Source organism: Janibacter sp. HTCC2649, from assembly GCF_000152705.1.
Taxonomy (GTDB): domain Bacteria; phylum Actinomycetota; class Actinomycetes; order Actinomycetales; family Dermatophilaceae; genus Knoellia.
The window spans coordinates 853,994-874,612 of record NZ_CH672413.1; the positions used below are offsets into that span (position 1 = coordinate 853,994).

The window sequence follows — 20,619 nt, forward strand, 5'->3', positions numbered from 1 at the left end:
GCCGCGGCGTTCCTTGCCAGCACGCTCCGGTCCTCGCAAACGCGTGGTATTTCCCGCGTTTGCGAGGACCGAGGGGGTCAGCTGCGGCCGAGGCGTTCCTTGAGCCACGTCCAGCGCTCCTGGAGGCGCGCCTCGAAGCCGCGATCGGTCGGTTGGTAGTAGTCGGTCTTGCCGTGCAGGTCGTCCGGGAGGTACTGCTGACGCGCCACCCCGTCGGCCTCGTCGTGGGCATAGACGTAGCCCTTGCCGTGTCCGAGACGGGTCGCACCGGCATACCCGCTCCCGCGAAGGTGAGGTGGCACCGCCCCGCCACGTCCGCCACGGATGTCGGCAATGGCAGCGTTGATCCCGGCATACGCCGCGTTGCTCTTGGGAGCGAGAGTGTTGTGAACAACGGCCTGCGCCAAGATGATTCGCGCTTCTGGCATGCCGACCTGAGCGACGGCGTGCATCGCTGCGACCGCCGTCTGGAGCGCGGTCGGGTCGCCCATGCCGACGTCCTCGCTCGCCGAGATGACGATGCGTCGCGCGATGAAGCGAGGGTCCTCCCCCGCTTCGAGCTGGCGGGCGAGGTAGTGCAGCGCGGCGTCGACGTCGGAGCCGCGCATCGACTTGATGAACGCGGAGGCGACGTCATAGTGCTGGTCGCCGGTCTTGTCGTAGCGCACCGACGCCTGGGCAACCGCCTGCTCGGCGTGGGCGAGGGTGATCTCGATCGGGGTGTCGTCGGAGCGTCCCGCAGGGGCGTCGTCGAGGGCCACTCCTGCAGCCGCCTCGAGCGAGGTCAGCGCCCGACGGGCGTCACCGCCGGAGATGCGCACGAGGTGCTCGCGAGCTTCGCTCGACAGGGCGTATGCCGCGTCGAGACCGCGTGCGTCCGTCACCGCCGAGTCGAGCACCTCGGCGACCTGCGCGTCGTCCAGGGACGTGAGCGTGATGAGCATCGAACGCGAGAGCAGGGGCGCGATGACCGAGAACGACGGGTTCTCGGTGGTGGCCGCGACGAGGATGACCTGCCGAGTCTCGACGCCGGGCAGCAGGGCGTCCTGCTGGGCCTTGGTGAAGCGGTGGATCTCGTCGAGGAAGAGCACGGTCTGCCGGTCGTAGAGGTCACGGTTGCGCGCGGCCGCCTCCATCACGGCGCGCACGTCCTTGACGCCGGCAGTCACTGCCGACAGCTCGACGAACTCCCGGTTCGCCGCCGTCGCGACCAGGTGGGCCAGAGTCGTCTTGCCGGTCCCGGGAGGACCCCAGAGGATCGCGCTCAGCGAACCTGCCGTGCCGCCAGATCCCTCGATGAGGCGCCGCAACGGGCTACCGGGGCGGAGCACCGCGTCCTGGCCGCGGACCTCGTCGATCGAGGCCGGGCGCATCCGGACGGCCAGTGGCGGCAGGGTCGACGAGGTCGACCCACTCCCGGAGGAGGCGAAAAGATCGTCAACGGCTGCCACCTCAGCAGCCTAACGGTCACCACCGACGACCAGATTCGTGCCATCCGCGCTGGTCAGGCCTTCGTTTCCCTGCGTAGGTTGGGAGGCGATCGCCCAGTCTTTGACGAAAGGTGAAGTCATGCCCGACAGCTCGTCCATCACGGTGCACCACGAGGACACGGGCGGCGAGGGCCGCCCCGTCGTCCTCATCCACGGTTGGCCCTTGTCAGGAGCCTCGTGGAAGGACACCATCCCCGCGCTCACCGGGGCCGGGCTGCGTGTCATCACCTACGACCGGCGCGGGTTCGGGCAGTCGGAACCAGCGGCGGATGGTCGTTATGACTACGACGCCCTCACGGCAGACCTGGCCGGGCTCATCGAACGGCTCGATCTGCGCGACGTGTCGCTCGTCGGCTTCTCCATGGGTGGCGGCGAGGTCGCGCGCTACGTCGGGACCCATGGCGAGGAGCGCCTCCACAGCATCGCGTTCGCCGCGGCCATCCCGCCGTGGCTCCTCAACAGTGAGGACAACCCCAACGGTGGGCTCCCCCGCGCCGAGGCCGAGAAGATGCAGGCCGGCCTGCGTGCCGACCGTGAAGGCTTCCTCGACGAGTTCCTCACGAACTTCTTCAGCGCCGCCGGAGAACTCAAGGTCACCGAGGAACAGCGGGCCGAGGCCGTCGCGCTCGCCGCCCGGGCCGACCTCGAGGCCGCAGCCACGTGCATCGTGTCCTGGCTCGAGGACTTCACCGAGGACCTTGCCAAGGTCACCGTGCCGACGTTGGTCATCCATGGCGACTCCGACGCGATCGTGCCGATCGAGGTCTCCGGACAGCGCACCCACGACCAGGTCCCGGGCAGCGAGCTCGTCACCGTCAAGGACGGCCCCCACGGCATCAACACCAGCCACTCCGACGGGTTCAACGCGGCGCTCGTGCGCTTCCTCACCGCGTGACCCCAGCACCCTGCGACGTCGAGCGTCTCGCCACGCGGGAGGCGCTCGTCGTCGCGAGCGGGAGCCAACCCGTCGTGCGTTTCGACACCGGCCCGGGACTGCTGCTGCCGGCGCTCGGCCTCACCGGGACCTCCGCCGTTGCCTGGGCCCAGACCTGGAACGACGGGCGCCGGGGTGTACAGCTGCTCGGGTCCCGCGACGAGGTGGCGACGCTCCTCGCCGCTCCCCCGTTCCCGGACTGGTTCGCCCACCACGACCCCGTGCACGTCACGGCTCCGCGCGAGATCTATCACGTCGTCGACGAGGCGCTGCCGGTCCGTGGCGGCAACACGTGGGACTGGATGTGGACCGACACTCCCCCGCCGGCGCTGCCCGCCGAACCGCGTGTCGAACAGGTCCGGGACGACGAGCACGACGCCCTCGTCGACTTCCTGAAAGCCCACAACCCCGACACTCATGCGACCCCGTTCGCGCGCCCGCAGCAGCGGTGGGTCGTGGTGCACGACGACTCCGGCGGCATCATCGGCTGCGGGTGCGACGAGCCCGGCAACGCCGAGGTCCCCCTGCTCGGTGGCATCACCGTCGACCCCGCGCACAGGGGCGGCGGGCTGGGAGCCGCGATCACGGCATACCTGACTCGCGCAGCGATCGAACGCACCGGCGCGTCGTCGCTGGGAGTCTTCGAGGGCAATGACCACGCGCGCACCCTCTACGAGCGCCTGGGCTACGTCGTGGGCCTGGCTGCACGCACGCGCTTCGTCGTGCGCGCGACCTGACGATCAGGACTCGGCGGCGCGCACCGCGCACAACGTGCCCAGCCGCGCACGCATGGGTGCGCGGCTGGTGAGGGTCTGCGCGGCTGGTGCGGACAGCGACGACGCTGCGACGACGCTGAGGGTCAGGACTGGGTGGCGCGCACCTTGTCGAGACGGGCAGTGAGTGACTCCACGCGGTGCGCGTTGCCGTGCAGACCGATGTAGCGCGGCCCGAAGACGGCAAGCAGGGCATCGTCGAGGCGGCGCACGGCACCCGCCGGGTAGCGATAGTCCATGCGCTCGTTGATGCCCTGGGCGTCGATCGAACCCAACAACCCGCCGAGCTCGTCGAGCGAGGTGATGCCAAGTTCGAGGAGGAGCCCGGAGATCCACGAGTAGTGGTCGGTGCGGGACCAGCCGGCGTCCTGGAACTGAGCCGACAGGAACGCTGCGAGGTCGGTGCCGCTGATGCGCGGGTCGTCGTCCACGGCCCCGGAGTCCATGCCGGCGACACTGGCCTGGAGCCGGTCGCGGATCGCGGTGAACTCACGGTCAGCAAGCTCCAGAAGCCCTGCGGCGAGCGTGAATCGGCGGTCCAGGTCCGGCACGTCCGCCGCGGGGACGGAGCCCTTGTAACGGACGTCGTGCTCGAACTCGGCCCACGCGTGCTGGAGGATCGTGCGCACCTGGACGGACGCGGAGCGTCCCCGAAGATGCGTGTATGCCGGGTCGCTCTCGTTCTCGTCCAGGGTCACCAGGAGGTGCCGGCTGGCGTAGCCGAACCGCCCCTCGCTGGCAGTCTCCTGACCGAGGTCGCGGTCATCGAGGACGCTGAACTCACCGGACAGCAGGTCCGCGACAGCGGCCACGTCACCGTGCAGGTAGGTGACGACCCGGACGCCGATCTGGTCGGTGATCTCGGTGAGTGGGTCGGTGTAGAGCGACTCGCCATTGACCGTGCGGGCCGCCTTGGCCGCGAAGGAACCGACGCTCTTGGCCCGACCGGTGACGCTGACGTAGTTGATGCCGGCGTCGTCGAGCATGGCCGTGATCATCGTGGCGAAGTCGTCGGCGACGGGCCGCAGCTCCGGCTGCTGCGCGGCATACGCCTTGATCGCCTGGCGCACGAGGTCGCCGTCAGCCGACTCGGGCGTCGTGGTCACGCGGGCCACCCCAGAACGGTGCGCAGTCCCGCGACGCCGGAGGTCGGGTCGTGGTGCACGGCGCGGATGCCGAGCTGGCGGGCGGCTTCGACATTGGCCTCCACGTCGTCGACGAAGCCAACCTGCTCGGCGGGGACGTCGAGTGCCTCGAGCACGCGCTCGAAGTAGGCGAGCTCGGGCTTCCTCGCTCCCATGTCACACGAGTAGAAGGAGCGCGCGAAGACCGCGTCGTAACCGAACACCCGGCGCAGATAGGCCTTGCGGTGGTCCTGCTGGTTGGTCGCCAGCACACACGTCACTCCGGACGCCGCCACCTCCTGGACGAAGCGCACCGCCTCCTCGTCACCGTCGACCTGCTCCCAGAGCTCGAGCAGGTCACCAACGCTCGCCGTGGCCTCGGGCCAGTCGTCGAGCACGCCGGCGAGGATGTCATGGAAGGGGGCCTCCCCGCGCAGGGCGGGAACCTCGGCGGCGAACACCGCCTCGGCGAACCCCGGGCCGCCCCAGGCGTCGAGCTTGGGAGCCCACTCGTGCCGTGGGTGCTGGATGACTCCGTCGGCGTCCCAGAGCAGGACGCTGACCGGGCGCGCCGGATCGAGTGGCCGGTCGACCACGATGTCGATGTCGGCGCGCACGGTCATGTCAGCCAAGCTCCGGCTTCGACTCGGGCTTGGCCTCGGACGTGGAGTCAGACTTGGCCTCGCCCTTGGCCTCGCCCTTGGGCTCGGGCTTGGCGTCGACTCCGGCCTCCTTGCGCTGCTCCGGCGTGATCGGTGCCGGCGCGGCGGTGAGCGGGTCGTAGCCGCCACCGGACTTCGGGAAGGCAATGACGTCGCGGATGGAGTCGGTGCCGGCGAGCAGAGCGCAGATGCGGTCCATACCGACGGCGATGCCACCGTGCGGCGGGGCACCGAAGGCGAAGGCGTCGAGGAGGAAGCCGAACTTCTCCTGTGACTCCTCGTCGGTGAGGCCCATGACCTTGAAGACGCGCTCCTGGACGTCGCGGCGGTGGATTCGGATCGACCCCCCACCGAGCTCGTTGCCGTTGCAGACGATGTCGTAGGCGTAGGCCAGCGCACTGCCGGGGTCGGTGTCGAAGGTGTCGGCGAACTCCGGCTTGGGGCCGGTGAAGGCGTGGTGCACGGCGGTCCAGGCTCCGGCGCCCACGGCGACGTCTCCACTGGCGACGGCGTCGGAGCTGGGCTCGAACATCGGGGCGTCGACGACCCAGGTGAACGCGAACGCGTCCTTGTCGATGAGGTCCCCGCGCTGCCCGATCTCGAGGCGGGCCGCGCCGAGGAGCGCCCGCGACGACTTCGCGTCACCGGCGGCGAAGAAGATGCAGTCGCCCGCCTTGGCACCGACGTGCTCGGCCAGTCCGGCCACCTCGGTCTCGGTGAGGTTCTTGGCGACCGGTCCTCCGAGGGTTCCATCCTCGGTCACGAGGACGTAGGCAAGACCCTTGGCCCCGCGCTGCTTGGCCCAGTCCTGCCACGCGTCGAGCTTCTTGCGCGGCTGGCTCGCGCCACCGGGCATGACCACGGCGCCGACGTAGGGCGCCTGGAAGACGCGGAACGTCGTCTCGCTGAAGTAGTCGGTGCACTCGACGAGCTCGAGGCCCATGCGCAGGTCCGGCTTGTCCGAGCCGAAGCGACGCATCGCCTCGGCGTAGGTCATGCGTGGGATCGGACGCGGGATCTCGACGTCGATGAGCTTCCACATCTCGGCGAGGACGTCCTCCATCAGCTCGATGACGTCGTCCTGCTCGACGAAGGACATCTCGATGTCGAGCTGGGTGAACTCCGGCTGCCGGTCGGCGCGGAAGTCCTCGTCGCGGTAGCAGCGGGCGATCTGGTAGTAGCGCTCCATGCCAGCGACCATGAGCAGCTGCTTGAACAGCTGCGGGCTCTGCGGCAGGGCGTACCAGGAGCCGGGGGCCAGTCGCGCGGGCACCAGGAAGTCGCGAGCGCCCTCAGGGGTCGAACGCGTCAGCGTCGGGGTCTCGATCTCGACGAAGTCGCGCCCTTCGAGCACCCGTCGCGCGGCGGCGTTGACCTTGGAGCGCAGTCGCAGTGCGGTGCCGGCCGAGGACTTGCCCGGGCGGCGCAGGTCGAGGTAGCGGTGCTTGAGGCGGGCCTCTTCACCCACGGTGGTGCGCTCATCGATCTGGAACGGCAGCGGCGCACTCGGCGCGAGCACCTCGATGGCGCTCGCCACGACCTCGATGGCACCGGTCGGCAGCTCGGCGTTGACGTTGGCCTCGGTGCGCGCGACGACCTCGCCGGTCACCTTGATGCAGAACTCGGCGCGCAGGTCGTGAGCAGCACCGGTGAGGACCTCGTCACGTGCGACGACCTGGACGACACCACTGGCATCGCGCAGGTCGATGAAGGCGACGCCCCCGTGATCGCGACGCTTGGCCACCCAGCCGGTGAGCGTGACGGTCTGACCTGCTTGTGAAATGTGGTCGGCGGTAAGAGTGCCGGCCTCATGGGTGCGGAGCACGGGAGGGTCCTTCGGAACGGGGGTGGATGAACTCCGTCATCCTACGGAGTGGCCCCCGCCTCACACGAACCGCATTTCCGGTATGCCGACCGCCCACGACACGCAGAAGGGCCGTTCCACCCGATGGCGGAACGGCCCTTCGTCGATCATCGGCCCAGTGGCCGCCGCCGATCAGTCGGGAATGATGAACTTCTGGCCCGGGAAGATCAGGTCCGGGTTGTCGATGTTGTTGACCTTGGCGATCTTCTTCCAGCTCACGTCGTACTTCGCGCCGATGCCGGAGAGCGTGTCGCCCTTCTTCACCGTGTAGGTGCGCTGCGCTGGCGCGGCCGCCTTCTTGGGTGCCGGTGCCTGAGCCTTCGGAGCGGGGGCAGGTGCCGGTGCAGGGGCCTTCGGCGCGGGTGCGGGTGCTTTGGGGGCGGGCGCCGGGGCGGAAGCCTGGCCGGCGTCCTTGGCAGCCTTGTCAGCGTCGGCCTTGCGATCTGCTGCCTCCTTGGCAGCCTCGTCGGCCTTGCTCTTTGCCTCGTCAGCCTTCTCCTTGGCCTTCTCGGCGACAGTGTCCTTGTCGTCGTAGCCGAGGCCCTTCTTGACGTCGTCCAGGAAACCCATGGGGCTGGTCCTTCCGGTTCGATGCGGCCCCAGGCCACTCGGCCGCGGGGCACCCCCGGAGTCGGTGGGGGCAGATCGACGCTACCCAAGGTCGGCGGCGTGACGCCCCGAGAGCATCAGGGCAATCGCACGACGTGGATCACTACGTGAGTTCCACGCCGTCGCGATAGAACCAGCGACCGGCGCGATGGACGAACGTGCTCCGCTCACGCATCACGCCAGCCTGCCGCGACCGTCCTTCGCCCGAGCGCCAGTGCGCGGCGAACTCGACGACACCTTCGACGTCGCCCTCGGACGACGTCAGGATCTCGAGGCCCAGCCATTCGAGTGAGCCGTCGAGGCTCACGTCCGTGGGTCGGGTCGCCGGATGCCACGTCCGGAAGAGGTGGTCACTGTCACCGACGGCGTATGCCGTGTAGCGCGATCGCATGACCGTCACCGGAGTCGGTGGCCAGCTCTCCCCCGCCAGGTACGGGCCGCAGCAGGCGGAGAGCGTGGCTCCCTCAGGCTGACCACCGCAGGGGCAGCGTGGATCGCCGGCTGCGTTGATCACGCGCGCTCCGACCCGCCCGGCCCCTGGGCCCAGGGAGCGTCGTGGGGTCGCAGTGAGTCCCAGTTCCGCTGTCGCGCAACCTGAGCCGCGAGCACGGCAGACACGAGGATGCCGTTCTGGACGCGGCCCTCGAGCACCGCCTCGACGGCGTCGTCGAGCGCAACCCAGGCCAACGGCATACCCTGCTCCTCCGCCTCACGAACGTGACGATCGGATTCGGGGCCGCGCGAGACGTCACGGGTGAGGAAGACCCGGATGGCTTCGTCGAGACCGCCGGGCGAGGGGCGCAGGTCGATGAGGACGTCATAGCGGCCAGCGACGAGGTCGGCTTCTTCGTGCAGTTCGCGGGCGGCCGCTTCCCACGGCGGTTCTCCCTCGACATCGAGCAGACCCGCCGGGATCTCCCACTCGCGGGCGCGGATGGGGTGGCGGTACTGCTGGATGAGGCAGATGCGTCCGTCGTCGTCGAGAGCGACCACGGCGACGGCCCCGGGGTGCTGGACGTACTCCCGCACGTGCAGGCCGGCGTCGCCGAGGTCCACCTCGTCGCGCACGACGTCCCACACGCGGCCCTGCACCAGGACCTCGGAGCGGCGCACCGGACGAGGGTCGAACTCGTCGGCGAACCGATCCGCGGTCACACGACCTCGGCGTCGGCGCTGACCTTGGGACGCTCGACCTCGACGAGACGCGCAGCGCGCTGCTCCTCGATAGCGGCACCGATGAGCCCGGCAAAGAGCGGGTGGGCCCTCGTCGGACGGGACTTGAACTCGGGGTGCGCCTGGGTTGCGACGTAGTACGGGTGCTCGTCCCGGGCCAGCTCGACGAACTCCACGAGCCCGAGCTCGGGGTGCGTCCCCGAGATGACGAGACCCGCGTCCTCGATCTGGGCCCGGTAGGACTCGTTGACCTCGTAGCGGTGACGGTGGCGCTCGTCGGCGCTCAGTGCGCCGTAGACCTCTGCGACAACCGATCCCTCGCGCAGGTCGGCGCGCTGTGAACCCAGGCGCATCGTGCCGCCAAGGTCACCAGCTCCGTCGACGAACGCCTTCTGCTCCTCGATGGTCGCGATGACCGGAGCCGGCGTCTCGGGGTCGAACTCGGTCGAGCTCGCCCCCTCGATCCCGGCGACGTTGCGGGCGTACTCGATGACCATGCACTGCAGGCCGAGGCAGATGCCGAGCGTCGGCACGCGGTGCTCGCGCGACCAGGTCAGGGCGCCGAGCTTGCCCTCGATGCCACGGACACCGAAGCCGCCCGGGACGAGGACGGCGTCCACCCCACCGAGAGCCTTCTGGGCTCCCGCTGCGGTCTGGCACTCGTCACTGGCAACCCAGCGGATCTTGACCTTGGCGTCGTGGTGGAAGCCACCGGCACGCAGGGCCTCGGTGACGGAGAGGTAGGCGTCGGGCAGGTCGATGTACTTGCCGACGAGGGCGACCTCGACCTGGTGCTCGGGGTTGTGGACCCGCCCGAGCAGGCGGTCCCAGTCGGTCCAGTCGACATCGCGGAAGGTCAGCCCGAGGCGACGGATGACGTAGGCGTCCAGTCCCTCACGGTGCAGCACCTTGGGGATGTCGTAGATGCTCGGTGCGTCGACACAGGCAGCAACGCCCTCGGTGTCGACGTCGCACATGAGCGAGATCTTGCGCTTGATCGCGTCGGGAATCTCGCGATCTGCCCGCAGGACAAGGGCATCGGGCTGGATGCCGACCTGTCGGAGCGCCGCCACGGAGTGCTGCGTCGGCTTGGTCTTGAGCTCACCGCTGGGGGCGAGATAGGGCACCAGCGAGACATGGAGGAAGAAGACGCTGTCGCGACCGAGGTCATGACGGACCTGGCGGGCCGCCTCGAGGAAGGGCAGCGACTCGATGTCGCCGACGGTTCCACCGATCTCGGTGATGATGACGTCGGGCGCCTCGGCATCGTCGACGTCGGGAGCCCCGGCCGCCTGGGCGCGCATGCGTTCCTTGATCTCGTTGGTGATGTGCGGGATCACCTGGACGGTGTCGCCGAGGTACTCACCGCGCCGCTCCTTGGCAATGACCTTGTTGTAGACCTGACCGGTCGTGACGTTGGCCTTGCCGATGAGGTTGCGGTCGAGGAAGCGCTCGTAGTGCCCGACGTCGAGGTCAGTTTCGGCACCGTCATCGGTGACGAAGACCTCGCCGTGCTGGAACGGGTTCATCGTTCCGGGGTCCACGTTGAGATAGGGGTCGAGCTTCTGCATCGTCACGCGCAAACCGCGTGCCCTGAGCAGGAATCCGAGGCTGGATGCCGTGAGGCCCTTGCCGAGCGAAGAGGCGACGCCTCCGGTCACGAAGATCTGTTTCGTCTGAGCCACCACGGGCTTCAACACTACGTCATTGCGAGGGTCAGGCTCACCACGACTCGCAGGTCGAACACCCGATGCGTATGCCGTGCTGTCCGGATCTACGCGCGGCGCGCGACTTTCGCGTACCTCGCCTGCCACCATTGGGCGGTCGCGGCGCCGTCGGCCCACTCGGCTGCCCTGAGTCGGCCGGCCGCGGCGGAGCACTCACGTGCCTTCGGGTCGTTCAGCAGACCTCGCACGGCTGAACCCACCGCGAAGGCATCTCCGACCGCTACGAGCTCACCGACACCGTCGACGAGATCACGCAAACCGCCCGTGTCCGTGGACACCACGGGAACGCCAGCGGCCATCGCCTCCTGGACCACGAGGGCCCGTGCCTCCCAGGTGCTCGTGAGCACGAAGACCTCGGCGGCCTGCAGCCACGTCCCCGGATCACTCTGTGGTCCGACGAAGTGGACCGGCGCACCCTCGACGCGGGCACGCGTCTGCAACCTGGCCAGTAGATCGGGATCACCATCACCGACCACGATCCACGTGGACGTGATGCCCACGACGGACGCGGCGTCGATGATCGTGTCCAAGTTCTTCTGGGGCGCGACGCGCGCGATGGTCAGAACCATCGGCCCCTCCTCCGCAATCCCGTTCGCCTGCAACAGTGCTGCTCTGCGCGCGGCACGCGTCGTGCGATCGAGGGGCTCTGCTGCAAGCAGGCCCGGCACCCGTGGCGACGGGACGGGTGCGAGCACGGCGGCACGCGCCCCGTGCCTCTGCGCCTCGAGCACGAGGTCACTGCTCGCCCCCGTTGAGAGGGCTGCTCGCCCGGCCACGAACCGTTGGAGGAGGCGGGATGACAGCTTGCGCCTCCACCCACCGGCGAGCACGGCGTTGTGCTGGCTCACGATCACGGGTACCCCGGTCCCCGTGGCCGCGAGGACGGCGACCAACCCGGCCTGGTGTCCGTGCGCGTGGACCACGTCGGACGAGCGCGTCAGACGGCGCAGGCGCAGCAGGTTGCGGACAGATCCCGGTGTGGGGCCGGAGGGCCACCAACGCCGGGCATCGACCAGGCCGAAGCGTTCGGCGGTGATGGAGTCCGTCACCACCGTGACCTCGTCACCCAGGGCGCGAAGGTGCTCGGTCAGATCCACGGCGTGGGTGCCGATTCCCCCGGTGCTGCGACCGATCACCTGGACGACGCGCATCAGGGGCTCACCTCATGATCGTGGAGTCGGCACGTGGGAGCTGGGGTCATGCCCGATTCTCACCCCGACGGCGACGCCCGCGATCTCTCAACGCGCGCATTCCTTCACGGTCGGCCACCGCCATGACCGCGAGATGGGCGCCCATCGTCACGACGGCGACGACGACTCCCGCGAGGATCGAGCCGAGCAAACCGTCCCACGTGACCAGACGCTCCACCGTGTCGCCGACGGCGATGGCCACGGCCACGGCCACGATCGCCGAGGCAGCGGTTCGACCGCTCCCTTCGAGAGCCACGGATCCCCAGGAACGGCGCACGAGGAAGGCGAGTGCGATGGCCGAGAACGTCATCCCACACGTGGAGGCGATGCCCAGGATCCCCAGCGTCGTGCCGGCGTCGGAGCCCTCGGGAATGGTCGCCAGGGGAAGCAGCCCGGCAATGGCCCAGCCGGCGGCCACGGCCAGAGCTGCGTGGATCGGACGACCGCGCACATAGAGCGCCCGGGTGAGCAGCGCAGCGACGCTGAAGCCCACGAGACCGGGGGCATAGGCGGCCAGGGCCCCGGGGAGTGCCTCGAGGGCCGCCTGCGCACGGCCACCGGATCCACGGTCAAGGGCAAGGAAGAAGCGGCCCACGGGACGGGACACGGTGATGAGGACGGCGGCTGCACCGGACGTGAGCAACAGGATTCCACCGATGCTGCGCGCCAAGGTCCCAGCGGCCGTCGAGTCGTCGGACTCCCCCTCCTTCGCGCTCTCCGCGTGGGCCATGGCAGGAAAGGCGGTCGTGGCGATCGGAACGGCGAGAACGGCATACGGAAGGAGGTAGACCGCCTGGACGTAGGCATAGATGTTGACCACGCCGATGTCGATGGTGCGCGGGGAGTGCGTGAGCCAGAGAGTCAGGAACACCGCGGCCTGCTGCGCCGCAAGCGCCACCACCCCTGCGCCCGCCAGCCCCGCGGCACGGCGACCGAGATCGCCGGGGAACGACAGGGTGGGTCGGAAGCTGATTCCCGCCCGCACGGCCGGCACGAACAAGGGAATGCTCAGCACCAGAACCCCGAGGGTTGTGCCACCGGCAAGGATCCACACTGCGTCCGAGGGCACCGCGTCCGCGGCGACGCGTCCGCTGATCCGCTGCCCGTAGGCCACGTAGGCAGCCATCACCACAACGCTCGACAGCAAAGGCGCCAGGGCCGCGGCGAGGAACCGCCGGTGAGCCTGGAGCATGCCGGCAAGCACGACACCGATGCCATAGAGCGCGACCTGGGGGGCGAAGATGCGCAGCATCGTCGCCCCGAGATCCACGCTCCCGGGCTCCTTGCGGTCGTCGAGCAGCAGGTCACTGAGCCACGGCGCTGCGATGAAGACGATGGCGGCGAGCGGCACCAGGACGACGACGGCCCAGGTCAACAGGGCGGACCCGGCGCGGTCGGCGTCCTCACGACGGCCCATGCCGAGCTGCCCTGCGACGAGCGGCACCGCGATGGCAGCGAGCGCGCCACCGGCCGCCACTTCGTAGACGACATTGGGCAGGGTGTTGATCGTCTGGTAGGTGTCGCCGACGGGGGTCGCCCCCACGCTGCTGGAGAAGACGAACGTGCGCACGACTCCGGCGATGCGTGCAAGAAGGGTGGCGACGGCGACGACCAACGCCGCCCGGGCCAGCGACTGGCCCACGGACCCGGTGGTCACGGGCGACCCCAGGAGTCGACCCGTCGCAGGACCGGGTTGCCCTCGATGACCTTGCTGAAGGAGACCTTCTCGGACAGGACAGTGAGAACGGCGGTGACGGCCAGGAGGGCGAAGCGACCACGCGGCCCGGTGCGCTCGACGAGGGCGAGGCCCACCATGGCCCCGGCCGCGTTCGCGCCCGTGTCGCCGAGCATCGACTCGCCACGAAGGTCATGGGGCAGCGTGCCCACTGCCGCACCAAGTGCTGCCGCTGCCGTGGCCGCACCGTGAGCCCCCAGGGGAAGGAGCAGGGTGCCGGCTCCGAGGGACACGACCTTGAGCGTGCGTCCGGGCCGAAGGTCGAAGAGGTTGGCAAGGTTGGCCGATCCAGCGATGGCCGCACCCCCGATGAGGGTGGTGAGCAACCTGCGGTCCCGACCCCGGTCGGCGAGCACCGAAGCAGCCAGCCCGGTGGCCGCGAGTCCCACGATCTTGATCGCGCCTGTCGTCACCTCGCCGCGGGCCAGCGCACCGAGGTGACCCTTGAGGCCCTTGCTCGAAGCATCACCCGCGAGGTCGTCCAGGGCACCGAAGGCTCCGGCGCCCAGGCCTGCCACCACGCCTGCGGCCGAGGGGGCACCTGCCGCAGCCGCACCGGCAGCGGCGGCCGCGGCATACACGGGTCCCTCGAGGAGGGTGACCGTCCGGCCTGCATGGTTCGTGCGGTCCCACGGCGCGCGAAGGTGCGCGGGGACGTGCCGGCGAGCGAGCATCGCCCCACCTGCCGCTGCGGCCGCCACGACGGCACCCACGAGCGGTCGTCGGCTCATGGCGCCGGGATCGGCGGGTAGCCGGCAGAGACGCCGTCGCCGAGGCCGTACTGTCCGACTCCCCCGGCCAGCTGCTGCACCAGGGCATAGACCACGCTGACCTGGCCGAGGGACAGGCTCACGTCGTCGACGGTGGAGAGCGCTCGGGCCGTGGTCGCGTCGCCGCGCGCCGCACGCACCACGGAGGCGGCACCGGTGAAGCCGCTCACGCCGACGTCCTCGGTGAGAACGGCCCCCTTGCCCGCACGATCGAGCGCGACGGAAAGGGAGACCAGACGCGCTGCCTGACGGTCGCGGTCGGCCACGACATCACCCTTGACCGGCGCGGAGACGATCACTGCCGTGGTGGCCCGCACCAGATCCGCGGTCTCGACGTCGATGAGCTTGGCGCCCGTCAGTGCGTCGAGCGCAGCCTTGCCGGAATCGTTGGCTGCGGCGCCATCGGCGGCCACGAGCGAGGTGGCGAGCACGTCGTCGAGCGGGCTCGAACCTGCGTCAGCCGCTTCGGGCAGGCCCAGGGCCTTGCGCTGTTCGGTCGCCAGCTGCGTCTGCTTCGTGGTCGCCTCGACGTCCTTGGGAACCCACTCCTCCTTGACCGTCGTGCGGGACACGACGGTCGCGCCGGATGCAGTCAGGGTCTCGGTCACGGCCTTGACGTCATCGGCGTCGGCGTCCGGGAGCAGGACGAGCGCGACCTTGACGTCCGTGAGTGTTCCGCCGACCAGTCGGGTGCGCGCCTCATCGGTGAAGTCGTCGCGCGTGACCCCAGCCTTGCGGGCGGCCTCGAGCTCGGTGCGAAGGGCCACTCGGTCCTCGCGGAGCTGGGTGACCTCCTGCGTGAGGGTCTCGCCGATCGTGCCCTTGAGCGGGCCCGCGCCGAGCACGATCCCGACCGCGAGGGCCATGAAGATCGAGACGATCGAGACGAGGTGATAGCGAAAGTCGATCACGTGAAGATTCCTCCGAGAGCGGACCAGAGATCGTCGAGGCGGGCGCCGAGCACTTGCAACAGCACCTTGCCTCCGGGGGTGGCCCAGAGGGCTGCGGCCAGCGCACCCAGGCCCACGAAGACCATGAGCACGAGCCACGTCCCGGAGATGCGCGAGCGATAGAGACGGCTCACACCCTTGGCATCGATGAGCTTGCCCCCGACGCGCAACCGGGTGAGGAAGGTGCTCGCCATGCCCGATCGACCCTTGTCGAGGAACTCGATGAGGGTCGCGTGGGTGCCGACCGCGACGATGAGCTGGGCGCCCTTGTCGTCGGCGAGCAACATCGCGACATCCTCGCTCGTGCCCGTGGCGGGGAAGACGACCGGCTCGACACCGAGGTCGCGGACCCGCTCCAGGCCGGGCGCGCGACCGTCACGGTAGGCGTGGACGACCACCTCTGCCCCACACCGAAGCGTGGCGTCCGAGACGGAGTCCATGTCGCCGACGATGAGGTCGGGCTTGAGGCGGGCCTCAACGATGGCGTCGGCTCCCCCGTCAACGCCGATGAGGATGGGCTTGTACTCGCGGATGTAGGACCGAAGCATCTTCAGGTCCTCCTTGTAGTGGTACCCGCGGACGACGATGAGGACGTGGCGCCCGTCGAGGTTGGTGCGGATGTCCGGGACGCCGACACCGTCGAGGAGCAGGGCACGCTCCTGCTTGAGGTATTCCATCGTGTTGGCTGCGAAGGCCTCGAGCTGGACGTTGAGTCCGGCTCTCGCCTCGGCCATGGAGGCCATCACCGACGTGTCGTCGAGGGCCTGACCGGTCGCGATCACCGTGTCACCGGACATGAGGTTGTTGCCGTCGAGGTGGACGAGCGTGCCGTCGGTCAGCTCCATCGCCTCGTCGCCGACGGCGTCAAGGAGGGGAATGCCTGCCGCGAGCAGGATCTCCGGACCGAGGTTCGGGTAGCGCCCCGAGATCGACGTCGCAGCGTTGACGACGGCGATGGGACGGCAGGCGACCAGGGCTTCGGCGCTCACCCGGTCGATGTCGACGTGGTTGATCACGGCGACGTCGCCCGGCTTGAGGCGCTTGGTCAGGTCCTTGGTGCGGGGGTCAACGCGCGCCGGACCACTGACTCCGGCGGGACCGGGGTCGCGTTCGCGGCGGAGGCGGGTCGTGAAGGGCATCCAGCACATCGTGCCACGCTGGACGACTGCGGCCGCAGAGGGCGCGGCCGGTCAGACGTCGGCGCCCTGCCCGAGTTCGGAGAGCAGGTCGCGCGCGTGCTCCAGGGCAGCATCACTGACACCGCCGGCCATCATCCGGGCGAGCTCACTGACGCGTTCCTCACCGGTCACACGAAGGACCCCACTGCGGGTCACCTTCCCGTCATCGGCCTTGGACACGACGAGGTGGTGGTCGGCGTGGGCTGCGACCTGGGCCAGGTGGGTCACGACGATCACCTGCGCGGTCTTGGCGAGGGCTGCGAGGCGAGCGCCGACGTCGAGGGCGGCTCGACCGCCGACGCCGGAGTCCACCTCGTCGAAGACGAAGGTCGGCACCGAGCTCGTGTGGTCGGAGGTGGCCGTCGCGACCTCGATCGCGAGCATGACGCGCGAGAGCTCACCTCCGGAGGCTGCCTTGCTGACACTGCGTGGCGTGCTGCCGACGTTGGCCGCCAACCCGATCTCGACGTCGTCGCCGCCGTGCGGACCAAGCCGAGCGGAATCCTCGACGCCCACGACCACGGTGGCTGACCCCATGGCGAGGTGCGACAGCTCTTCGCCGATGCGGGCCGAGAGGGTCTTGGCGGCCTTGCGACGGGCCGTCGACAACTTCTTGGCCGCCGTGGCGCGCTGGGTCTCGAGCTCGAGCACGGCGCGCTCGAGCTCGCCGATCCGGTCGTCGTCGCCCTCGAGCTCCATCACCCGCTTGGACGCAGCGGCACTCCACGCGATGACCTCGTCGATGGTCTCGCCGTAGCTGCGGGTGAGGTCGGTGAGCTGTGCCCGTCGTTGCTGGACGAACTCGAGCCGCCCCGGATCGAGGTCGACATCAGCGACATAGCTGGACAGGTCCGACGCCAGGTCTGTGACGAGGTGGGTGACCTCGTTGAGACGGCGTTCGAGATCGGCGAGGGATGGATCGTTGGAACTCACCTGACTCATGGACGACCTCGCTGAGGCAAGGGCACCCATCACGCCGCCGTCCGCGCCACCCGAGGCATCGTCGTCACCGACGAGGAGCAGGTGGGCCTCGCTCGACCCGCGACGGAGCTCCTCGGCGTGGGCGAGTCGCTCGTCCTCGATGCGCAGGTCGGCGTCTTCGCCCGCGAGCGGTTCGACTTCGGCAATGCGCTCGAGCCCGCGGTGCAGCAGGTCCAGTTCCTGGGCGCGCTCGCGCGCGGCAGCGCGCAGCGACTCGAGTTCCGCGAGAGCCGATGCGTGTGCGGCATACACCTCGTTGTATGCCGTCCGCGCACCTGCCAGCGGACCTCCACCGAACGCGTCGAGCAGTTCGCGGTGCTCCTCCGGTCGGCGCAGGCGCCACTGGTCGGCCTGCCCGTGGACGGCGACGAGGTGTTCGCCCAGCTCTGCAAGGACGCCGACCGGCGCGCTGCGTCCGCCGACGTGGGCACGCGAACGGCCTTCGGTCTGGACGGTGCGAACGAGGACGAGCGTGTCGTCGACCTCTCCCCCGGCCTCGGTGGCGCGCAGGGTTGCGGGGTGGTCGGCGGCAACCTCGAAGACGCCTTCGACGACGGCCCGGTCAGCGCCCTCGCGGACGAGCCCCGCGTCGGATCGGGCGCCGAGGAGCAGCCCGAGGCTGGTCACCACCATGGTCTTGCCGGCCCCGGTCTCGCCGGTGAGCACGGTCAGTCCCGGCCCGAACTCGATGATCGACTCATCGATGATGCCGAGGTCCTGGATCCTGATTTCCTGTAGCACTGGGTCGGTCAGCCCGTCCCGGGTCCGGACTCGTTCGCGCGACGAGCAGCGCCACGCCAACCATGGACCGACAGGTCGAACTTCTCGACGAGGCGATCGGCGAACGATGACGCGGCAAAGCGGGCAAGCCGCACCGGGTCGGGGCTGCGATGGACCTGGATGCGCGCACCCGGGGGCAGGTCGACGGCCCGACGGCCGTCACACCAGACGACACCCGAACCCTGGGTGCGCGGCACGACCTCGACGGCGAGCTGGCTGTCGGGGCCGACCACGACGGGTCGAGCGAAGAGCGCATGGGCGCTGATGGGCACGAGCAGCATGGCCTCGACATCCGGCCACACGACCGGTCCACCCGCAGAGAACGCATAAGCAGTGGAACCGGTGGGCGTCGCCATGACGAGCCCGTCGCATCCCCACGTGGACAGAGGGCGGCCGTCGATCTCGACGGTGAGCTCGATCATCCGCTCACGCGAAGCCTTTTCGACGGTGACCTCGTTGAGCGCCCAGCTCTCGAAGACGGTCTCACCCTCATGGATCGCGACGACCTCAAGGGTCATGCGCTCCTCGACGGTGTAGTGCCGGGAGACGATGCGTTCGACGGTGACGTCGAGGTCGTCGCGCTCGACCTCGGCGAGGAAGCCCACGTGGCCGAAGTTCACGCCGAGGAGCGGGACGCCGGAACCTCGAGAGAGCTCGGCCGCGCGCAGGATCGAGCCGTCGCCACCGAGGATGCAGACCAACTCGCAGTCGCGCGTCGGGTCGAGGGGGTCGGCGCTGATGAGATCGGGCGCTCCTTCGAGGGGGGTCCCCTTCATCTCGTCGCTGATGACGGCAACGGACACGCCGGCCGCCGTGAGCCGCTTGACGACACCAAGGGCGTGGTCGTGGACCTCGGGACGGTTGGGGTGGACCACGAGAAGGATCCGTCGTGACTCGCTCACGCTCGAACCTCCTTGCTCAGCTCGCGGACTGCGGCGGCCACCGCACCGGGGTCCATCGTGCCCGAGACCCCTGACCGGACCCACAAGAGGTACTCGGTGTTGCCCTCTCCGCCATGGATCGGGCTGCGGATGAGGCCCTGGATACCCAGCCCGGCCGCCTGCGCAGCCGCCACGACGTCCTTGAGCGCCTGGCGGCGGTGACGTGGGTCGATGACGATGCCGTTCTTGCTCAGTCGGCCGCGCCCGACCTCGAACTGCGGCTTGACGAGGAGAACGACGTCGGCGCCGGGGTCGGTCAGCAGAGCCATGGGTTCGAGGACGAGGGTCAGCGAGATGAAGGACAGGTCACCGACGACGAGATCGAAGGTGCCGAGGTCATCGGGTCCGACGTCACGGATCGAGGTGCCGCTGCGTTCGGTGACGCGTGGGTCGGCCTGCAGCTCGGCGACGAGCTGGTCCCGGCCCACGTCGAGCGCGACCACGTGACTGGCTCCCCGGGCGAGCAGCACCTGGGTGAACCCACCGGTGGAAGCACCCACGTCGAGGCACGAGCGCCCGCTGGCCGCGAGCCCCTCGGGCTCCCAGGTCGCGAGGGCGTGGTCGAGCTTGTGCGCGGCGCGGCCCACCCATCGCGGGCCGTCCGAGGAGACCTCGATCGGGCTCGCGTCATCGGCAGGAGTGGCCGCCTTGCGCGCGACCTTCCCTGCCGCCGTGACGAGCCCCGCTTCGATGAGCTCCCTCGCCTCCCCACGGGAACGAGCGAGCCCACGTCGCACGAGCTCGGCGTCGAGCCGAGCGATGTCAGCCTCCGAGGTCGCTGAGCCGACCCTGCAGGGTGCGCTGCACCTGCTCGCCGCGCTCGATCTGCGCGTCGAGGTCGTCGACGGGTGCGTCGGCGAGGTCACGCAGGGACGCGTCGATGACGAGGTCACCCGTCTCGGGCGCTCCCCCGCTGCCGGCCTCAGGTGGCACCACGAGTTCCGACTCCGTGTCCGACTCCGGCTCCTGCGAGAACTGTTCGCTCACGTGCCGCTCGCCGTGCTCGGCATCGTCGCGGTCGCGGTGGCCTTCTTCACGGGCGTCGCCTTCTTGGCCGGAGCCTTCTTGACTGCGGGAGCCTTCTTGGCCGGAGCCTTCTTGGCCGGAGCCTTCGTCGTCGGCTTCGCGGTGGTGCTCGTCTTCTTGGCCGCAGGGGCCTTCTTCGCCGGGGTGGCCTTCTTCACCGCGGTCTTCTTCACGGCCGCCTTCTTCACCGGTGTCGACTTCTTGGCGGCGGGAGCCTTCGGGGCGGACTTCTTCAGCGCCGAACGCGCGGGGCGCCGGCTCGGCGCGACGGCCGGCTTGGCGGCGGCAGCGGTGTCGCTCGCCGCGTCACCAGCTGCGCCGACGAGGGTCGCTGCGCCGGTGGCGGCACCGGAAGCGGCCTTCGAGGTGCGACCCGCGAGGGTCAAGGCGAGCTCCTCGACCTGGCCGCGCAGGGCGTGGACGGTGTCAGTGACGTTCGACAGCTCCTGCTGCAGGCTGTTCACGTCCAGGCGACCCACGGCCCTGTCGACCTCGGCACGCACGAGGGAGACGAGGTTCTTGCGGTTGGTGTTGGCGGCCGCGACGAGGTCATCGGCGAGCTTGCTCGCCTGCTTCGTCACCTTCTTCGGAGACAGGTCTGCGTTGGTGAGGGCGACGAGCTCGGCGGCTGCGTCCTTGGCCGCGCCCTTCGTCATCTCGCCCAGCCCGGAGGCGAGCTCGACGTATCCCTGAATCGACCGCTTGGCCATGG

At 69.6% G+C, this 20,619-nt stretch carries 20 protein-coding genes; 2 read left to right on the forward strand and 18 right to left on the reverse strand.

The window, feature by feature from the left end; all coding sequences use genetic code 11:
* Positions 1 to 77: 77 nt before the first annotated feature.
* On the reverse strand, positions 78 to 1,451 hold the full coding sequence (locus tag JNB_RS04100) for a replication-associated recombination protein A (protein ID WP_009775150.1): 1,374 nt from the start codon (positions 1,449 to 1,451) through the stop codon (positions 78 to 80).
* Positions 1,452 to 1,569: 118 nt separating this feature from the next.
* Between JNB_RS04100 and JNB_RS04105 the strand changes: the two genes are divergently transcribed.
* Positions 1,570 to 2,385, forward strand: a complete 816-nt coding sequence (locus JNB_RS04105; RefSeq protein WP_009775151.1) for an alpha/beta fold hydrolase — start codon at positions 1,570 to 1,572, stop codon at positions 2,383 to 2,385.
* The gene (locus JNB_RS04110) at positions 2,382 to 3,161 is read left to right on the forward strand and encodes a GNAT family N-acetyltransferase (RefSeq protein WP_009775152.1); all 780 of its coding nucleotides are present in this window, start codon (positions 2,382 to 2,384) and stop codon (positions 3,159 to 3,161) included. Before JNB_RS04105 ends, JNB_RS04110 begins: the two co-directional genes overlap by 4 nt.
* Before the next feature lie 122 nt (positions 3,162 to 3,283).
* Here JNB_RS04110 and JNB_RS04115 read toward each other — a convergent pair whose 3' ends face one another.
* The 17 genes from JNB_RS04115 to JNB_RS21245 all read right to left on the reverse strand — a co-directional run bounded on the left by JNB_RS04115 (position 3,284) and on the right by JNB_RS21245 (position 20,617).
* Positions 3,284 to 4,303, reverse strand: a complete 1,020-nt coding sequence (locus JNB_RS04115) for a GTP pyrophosphokinase family protein (RefSeq protein ID WP_305803884.1) — start codon at positions 4,301 to 4,303, stop codon at positions 3,284 to 3,286.
* Positions 4,300 to 4,944, reverse strand: a complete 645-nt coding sequence (locus JNB_RS04120; protein WP_009775154.1) for an HAD family hydrolase — start codon at positions 4,942 to 4,944, stop codon at positions 4,300 to 4,302. The genes JNB_RS04115 and JNB_RS04120 overlap by 4 nt, the downstream gene beginning before the upstream one ends.
* Position 4,945: 1 nt before the next feature.
* Positions 4,946 to 6,808 (reverse strand): aspartate--tRNA ligase, encoded by a 1,863-nt coding sequence (gene aspS / locus JNB_RS04125; protein WP_009775155.1) that lies wholly within the window; start codon positions 6,806 to 6,808, stop codon positions 4,946 to 4,948.
* Positions 6,809 to 6,979: 171 nt separating this feature from the next.
* Complete coding sequence (locus JNB_RS04130; protein WP_009775156.1) at positions 6,980 to 7,417, reverse strand: LysM domain-containing protein; 438 nt, start codon at positions 7,415 to 7,417, stop codon at positions 6,980 to 6,982.
* A gap of 142 nt (positions 7,418 to 7,559) precedes the next feature.
* The gene (locus tag JNB_RS04135; protein WP_083784376.1) at positions 7,560 to 7,970 is read right to left on the reverse strand and encodes a YchJ family metal-binding protein; all 411 of its coding nucleotides are present in this window, start codon (positions 7,968 to 7,970) and stop codon (positions 7,560 to 7,562) included.
* Entirely contained in the window at positions 7,967 to 8,611 is a 645-nt protein-coding gene (locus JNB_RS04140) for an NUDIX hydrolase (protein WP_009775158.1), read from the reverse strand. Before JNB_RS04140 ends, JNB_RS04135 begins: the two co-directional genes overlap by 4 nt.
* Positions 8,608 to 10,317: a CTP synthase gene (locus JNB_RS04145; protein WP_237700611.1), complete on the reverse strand. Its 1,710-nt coding sequence runs from the start codon at positions 10,315 to 10,317 to the stop codon at positions 8,608 to 8,610. The genes JNB_RS04140 and JNB_RS04145 overlap by 4 nt, the downstream gene beginning before the upstream one ends.
* An 86-nt stretch (positions 10,318 to 10,403) precedes the next feature.
* The gene (locus JNB_RS04150) at positions 10,404 to 11,507 is read right to left on the reverse strand and encodes a glycosyltransferase family 4 protein (RefSeq protein WP_009775160.1); all 1,104 of its coding nucleotides are present in this window, start codon (positions 11,505 to 11,507) and stop codon (positions 10,404 to 10,406) included.
* A gap of 46 nt (positions 11,508 to 11,553) precedes the next feature.
* Positions 11,554 to 13,203, reverse strand: coding sequence for a murein biosynthesis integral membrane protein MurJ (murJ, locus tag JNB_RS04155; protein ID WP_009775161.1), 1,650 nt, complete (start codon positions 13,201 to 13,203; stop codon positions 11,554 to 11,556).
* Positions 13,200 to 14,012, reverse strand: a complete 813-nt coding sequence (locus JNB_RS04160) for a hypothetical protein (protein WP_009775162.1) — start codon at positions 14,010 to 14,012, stop codon at positions 13,200 to 13,202. The genes murJ and JNB_RS04160 overlap by 4 nt, the downstream gene beginning before the upstream one ends.
* Positions 14,009 to 14,962: a copper transporter gene (locus JNB_RS20265; RefSeq protein WP_009775163.1), complete on the reverse strand. Its 954-nt coding sequence runs from the start codon at positions 14,960 to 14,962 to the stop codon at positions 14,009 to 14,011. Before JNB_RS20265 ends, JNB_RS04160 begins: the two co-directional genes overlap by 4 nt.
* A complete protein-coding gene (gene steA / locus JNB_RS04170; protein ID WP_009775164.1) occupies positions 14,959 to 16,140 on the reverse strand; it encodes a putative cytokinetic ring protein SteA in 1,182 nt (393 codons plus the stop codon). Before steA ends, JNB_RS20265 begins: the two co-directional genes overlap by 4 nt.
* Positions 16,141 to 16,191: 51 nt before the next feature.
* On the reverse strand, positions 16,192 to 17,901 hold the full coding sequence (recN, locus tag JNB_RS04175; RefSeq protein ID WP_009775165.1) for a DNA repair protein RecN: 1,710 nt from the start codon (positions 17,899 to 17,901) through the stop codon (positions 16,192 to 16,194).
* Positions 17,902 to 17,909: 8 nt separating this feature from the next.
* Positions 17,910 to 18,842: an NAD kinase gene (locus tag JNB_RS04180; RefSeq protein ID WP_009775166.1), complete on the reverse strand. Its 933-nt coding sequence runs from the start codon at positions 18,840 to 18,842 to the stop codon at positions 17,910 to 17,912.
* On the reverse strand, positions 18,839 to 19,642 hold the full coding sequence (locus tag JNB_RS04185) for a TlyA family RNA methyltransferase (protein ID WP_040884195.1): 804 nt from the start codon (positions 19,640 to 19,642) through the stop codon (positions 18,839 to 18,841). Before JNB_RS04185 ends, JNB_RS04180 begins: the two co-directional genes overlap by 4 nt.
* A gap of 1 nt (position 19,643) precedes the next feature.
* The gene (locus JNB_RS21425; protein WP_009775168.1) at positions 19,644 to 19,868 is read right to left on the reverse strand and encodes a hypothetical protein; all 225 of its coding nucleotides are present in this window, start codon (positions 19,866 to 19,868) and stop codon (positions 19,644 to 19,646) included.
* The gene (locus tag JNB_RS21245) at positions 19,865 to 20,617 is read right to left on the reverse strand and encodes a hypothetical protein (protein WP_009775169.1); all 753 of its coding nucleotides are present in this window, start codon (positions 20,615 to 20,617) and stop codon (positions 19,865 to 19,867) included. The genes JNB_RS21425 and JNB_RS21245 overlap by 4 nt, the downstream gene beginning before the upstream one ends.
* Positions 20,618 to 20,619: the final 2 nt, after the last annotated feature.

Excerpts from the sequence above, each read along its gene's own strand:
- JNB_RS04105 (WP_009775151.1), top strand. The coding sequence starts at position 1,570 with ATGCCCGACAGCTCGTCCATCACGGTGCACCACGAGGACACGGGCGGC.
- JNB_RS04160 (WP_009775162.1), bottom strand. The coding sequence starts at position 14,012 with ATGAGCCGACGACCGCTCGTGGGTGCCGTCGTGGCGGCCGCAGCGGCA.
- JNB_RS04130 (WP_009775156.1), bottom strand. The coding sequence starts at position 7,417 with ATGGGTTTCCTGGACGACGTCAAGAAGGGCCTCGGCTACGACGACAAG.
- JNB_RS21245 (WP_009775169.1), bottom strand. The coding sequence starts at position 20,617 with ATGGCCAAGCGGTCGATTCAGGGATACGTCGAGCTCGCCTCCGGGCTG.
- steA (WP_009775164.1), bottom strand. The coding sequence starts at position 16,140 with ATGCCCTTCACGACCCGCCTCCGCCGCGAACGCGACCCCGGTCCCGCC.
- JNB_RS04150 (WP_009775160.1), bottom strand. The coding sequence starts at position 11,507 with ATGCGCGTCGTCCAGGTGATCGGTCGCAGCACCGGGGGAATCGGCACC.
- JNB_RS04120 (WP_009775154.1), bottom strand. The coding sequence starts at position 4,944 with ATGACCGTGCGCGCCGACATCGACATCGTGGTCGACCGGCCACTCGAT.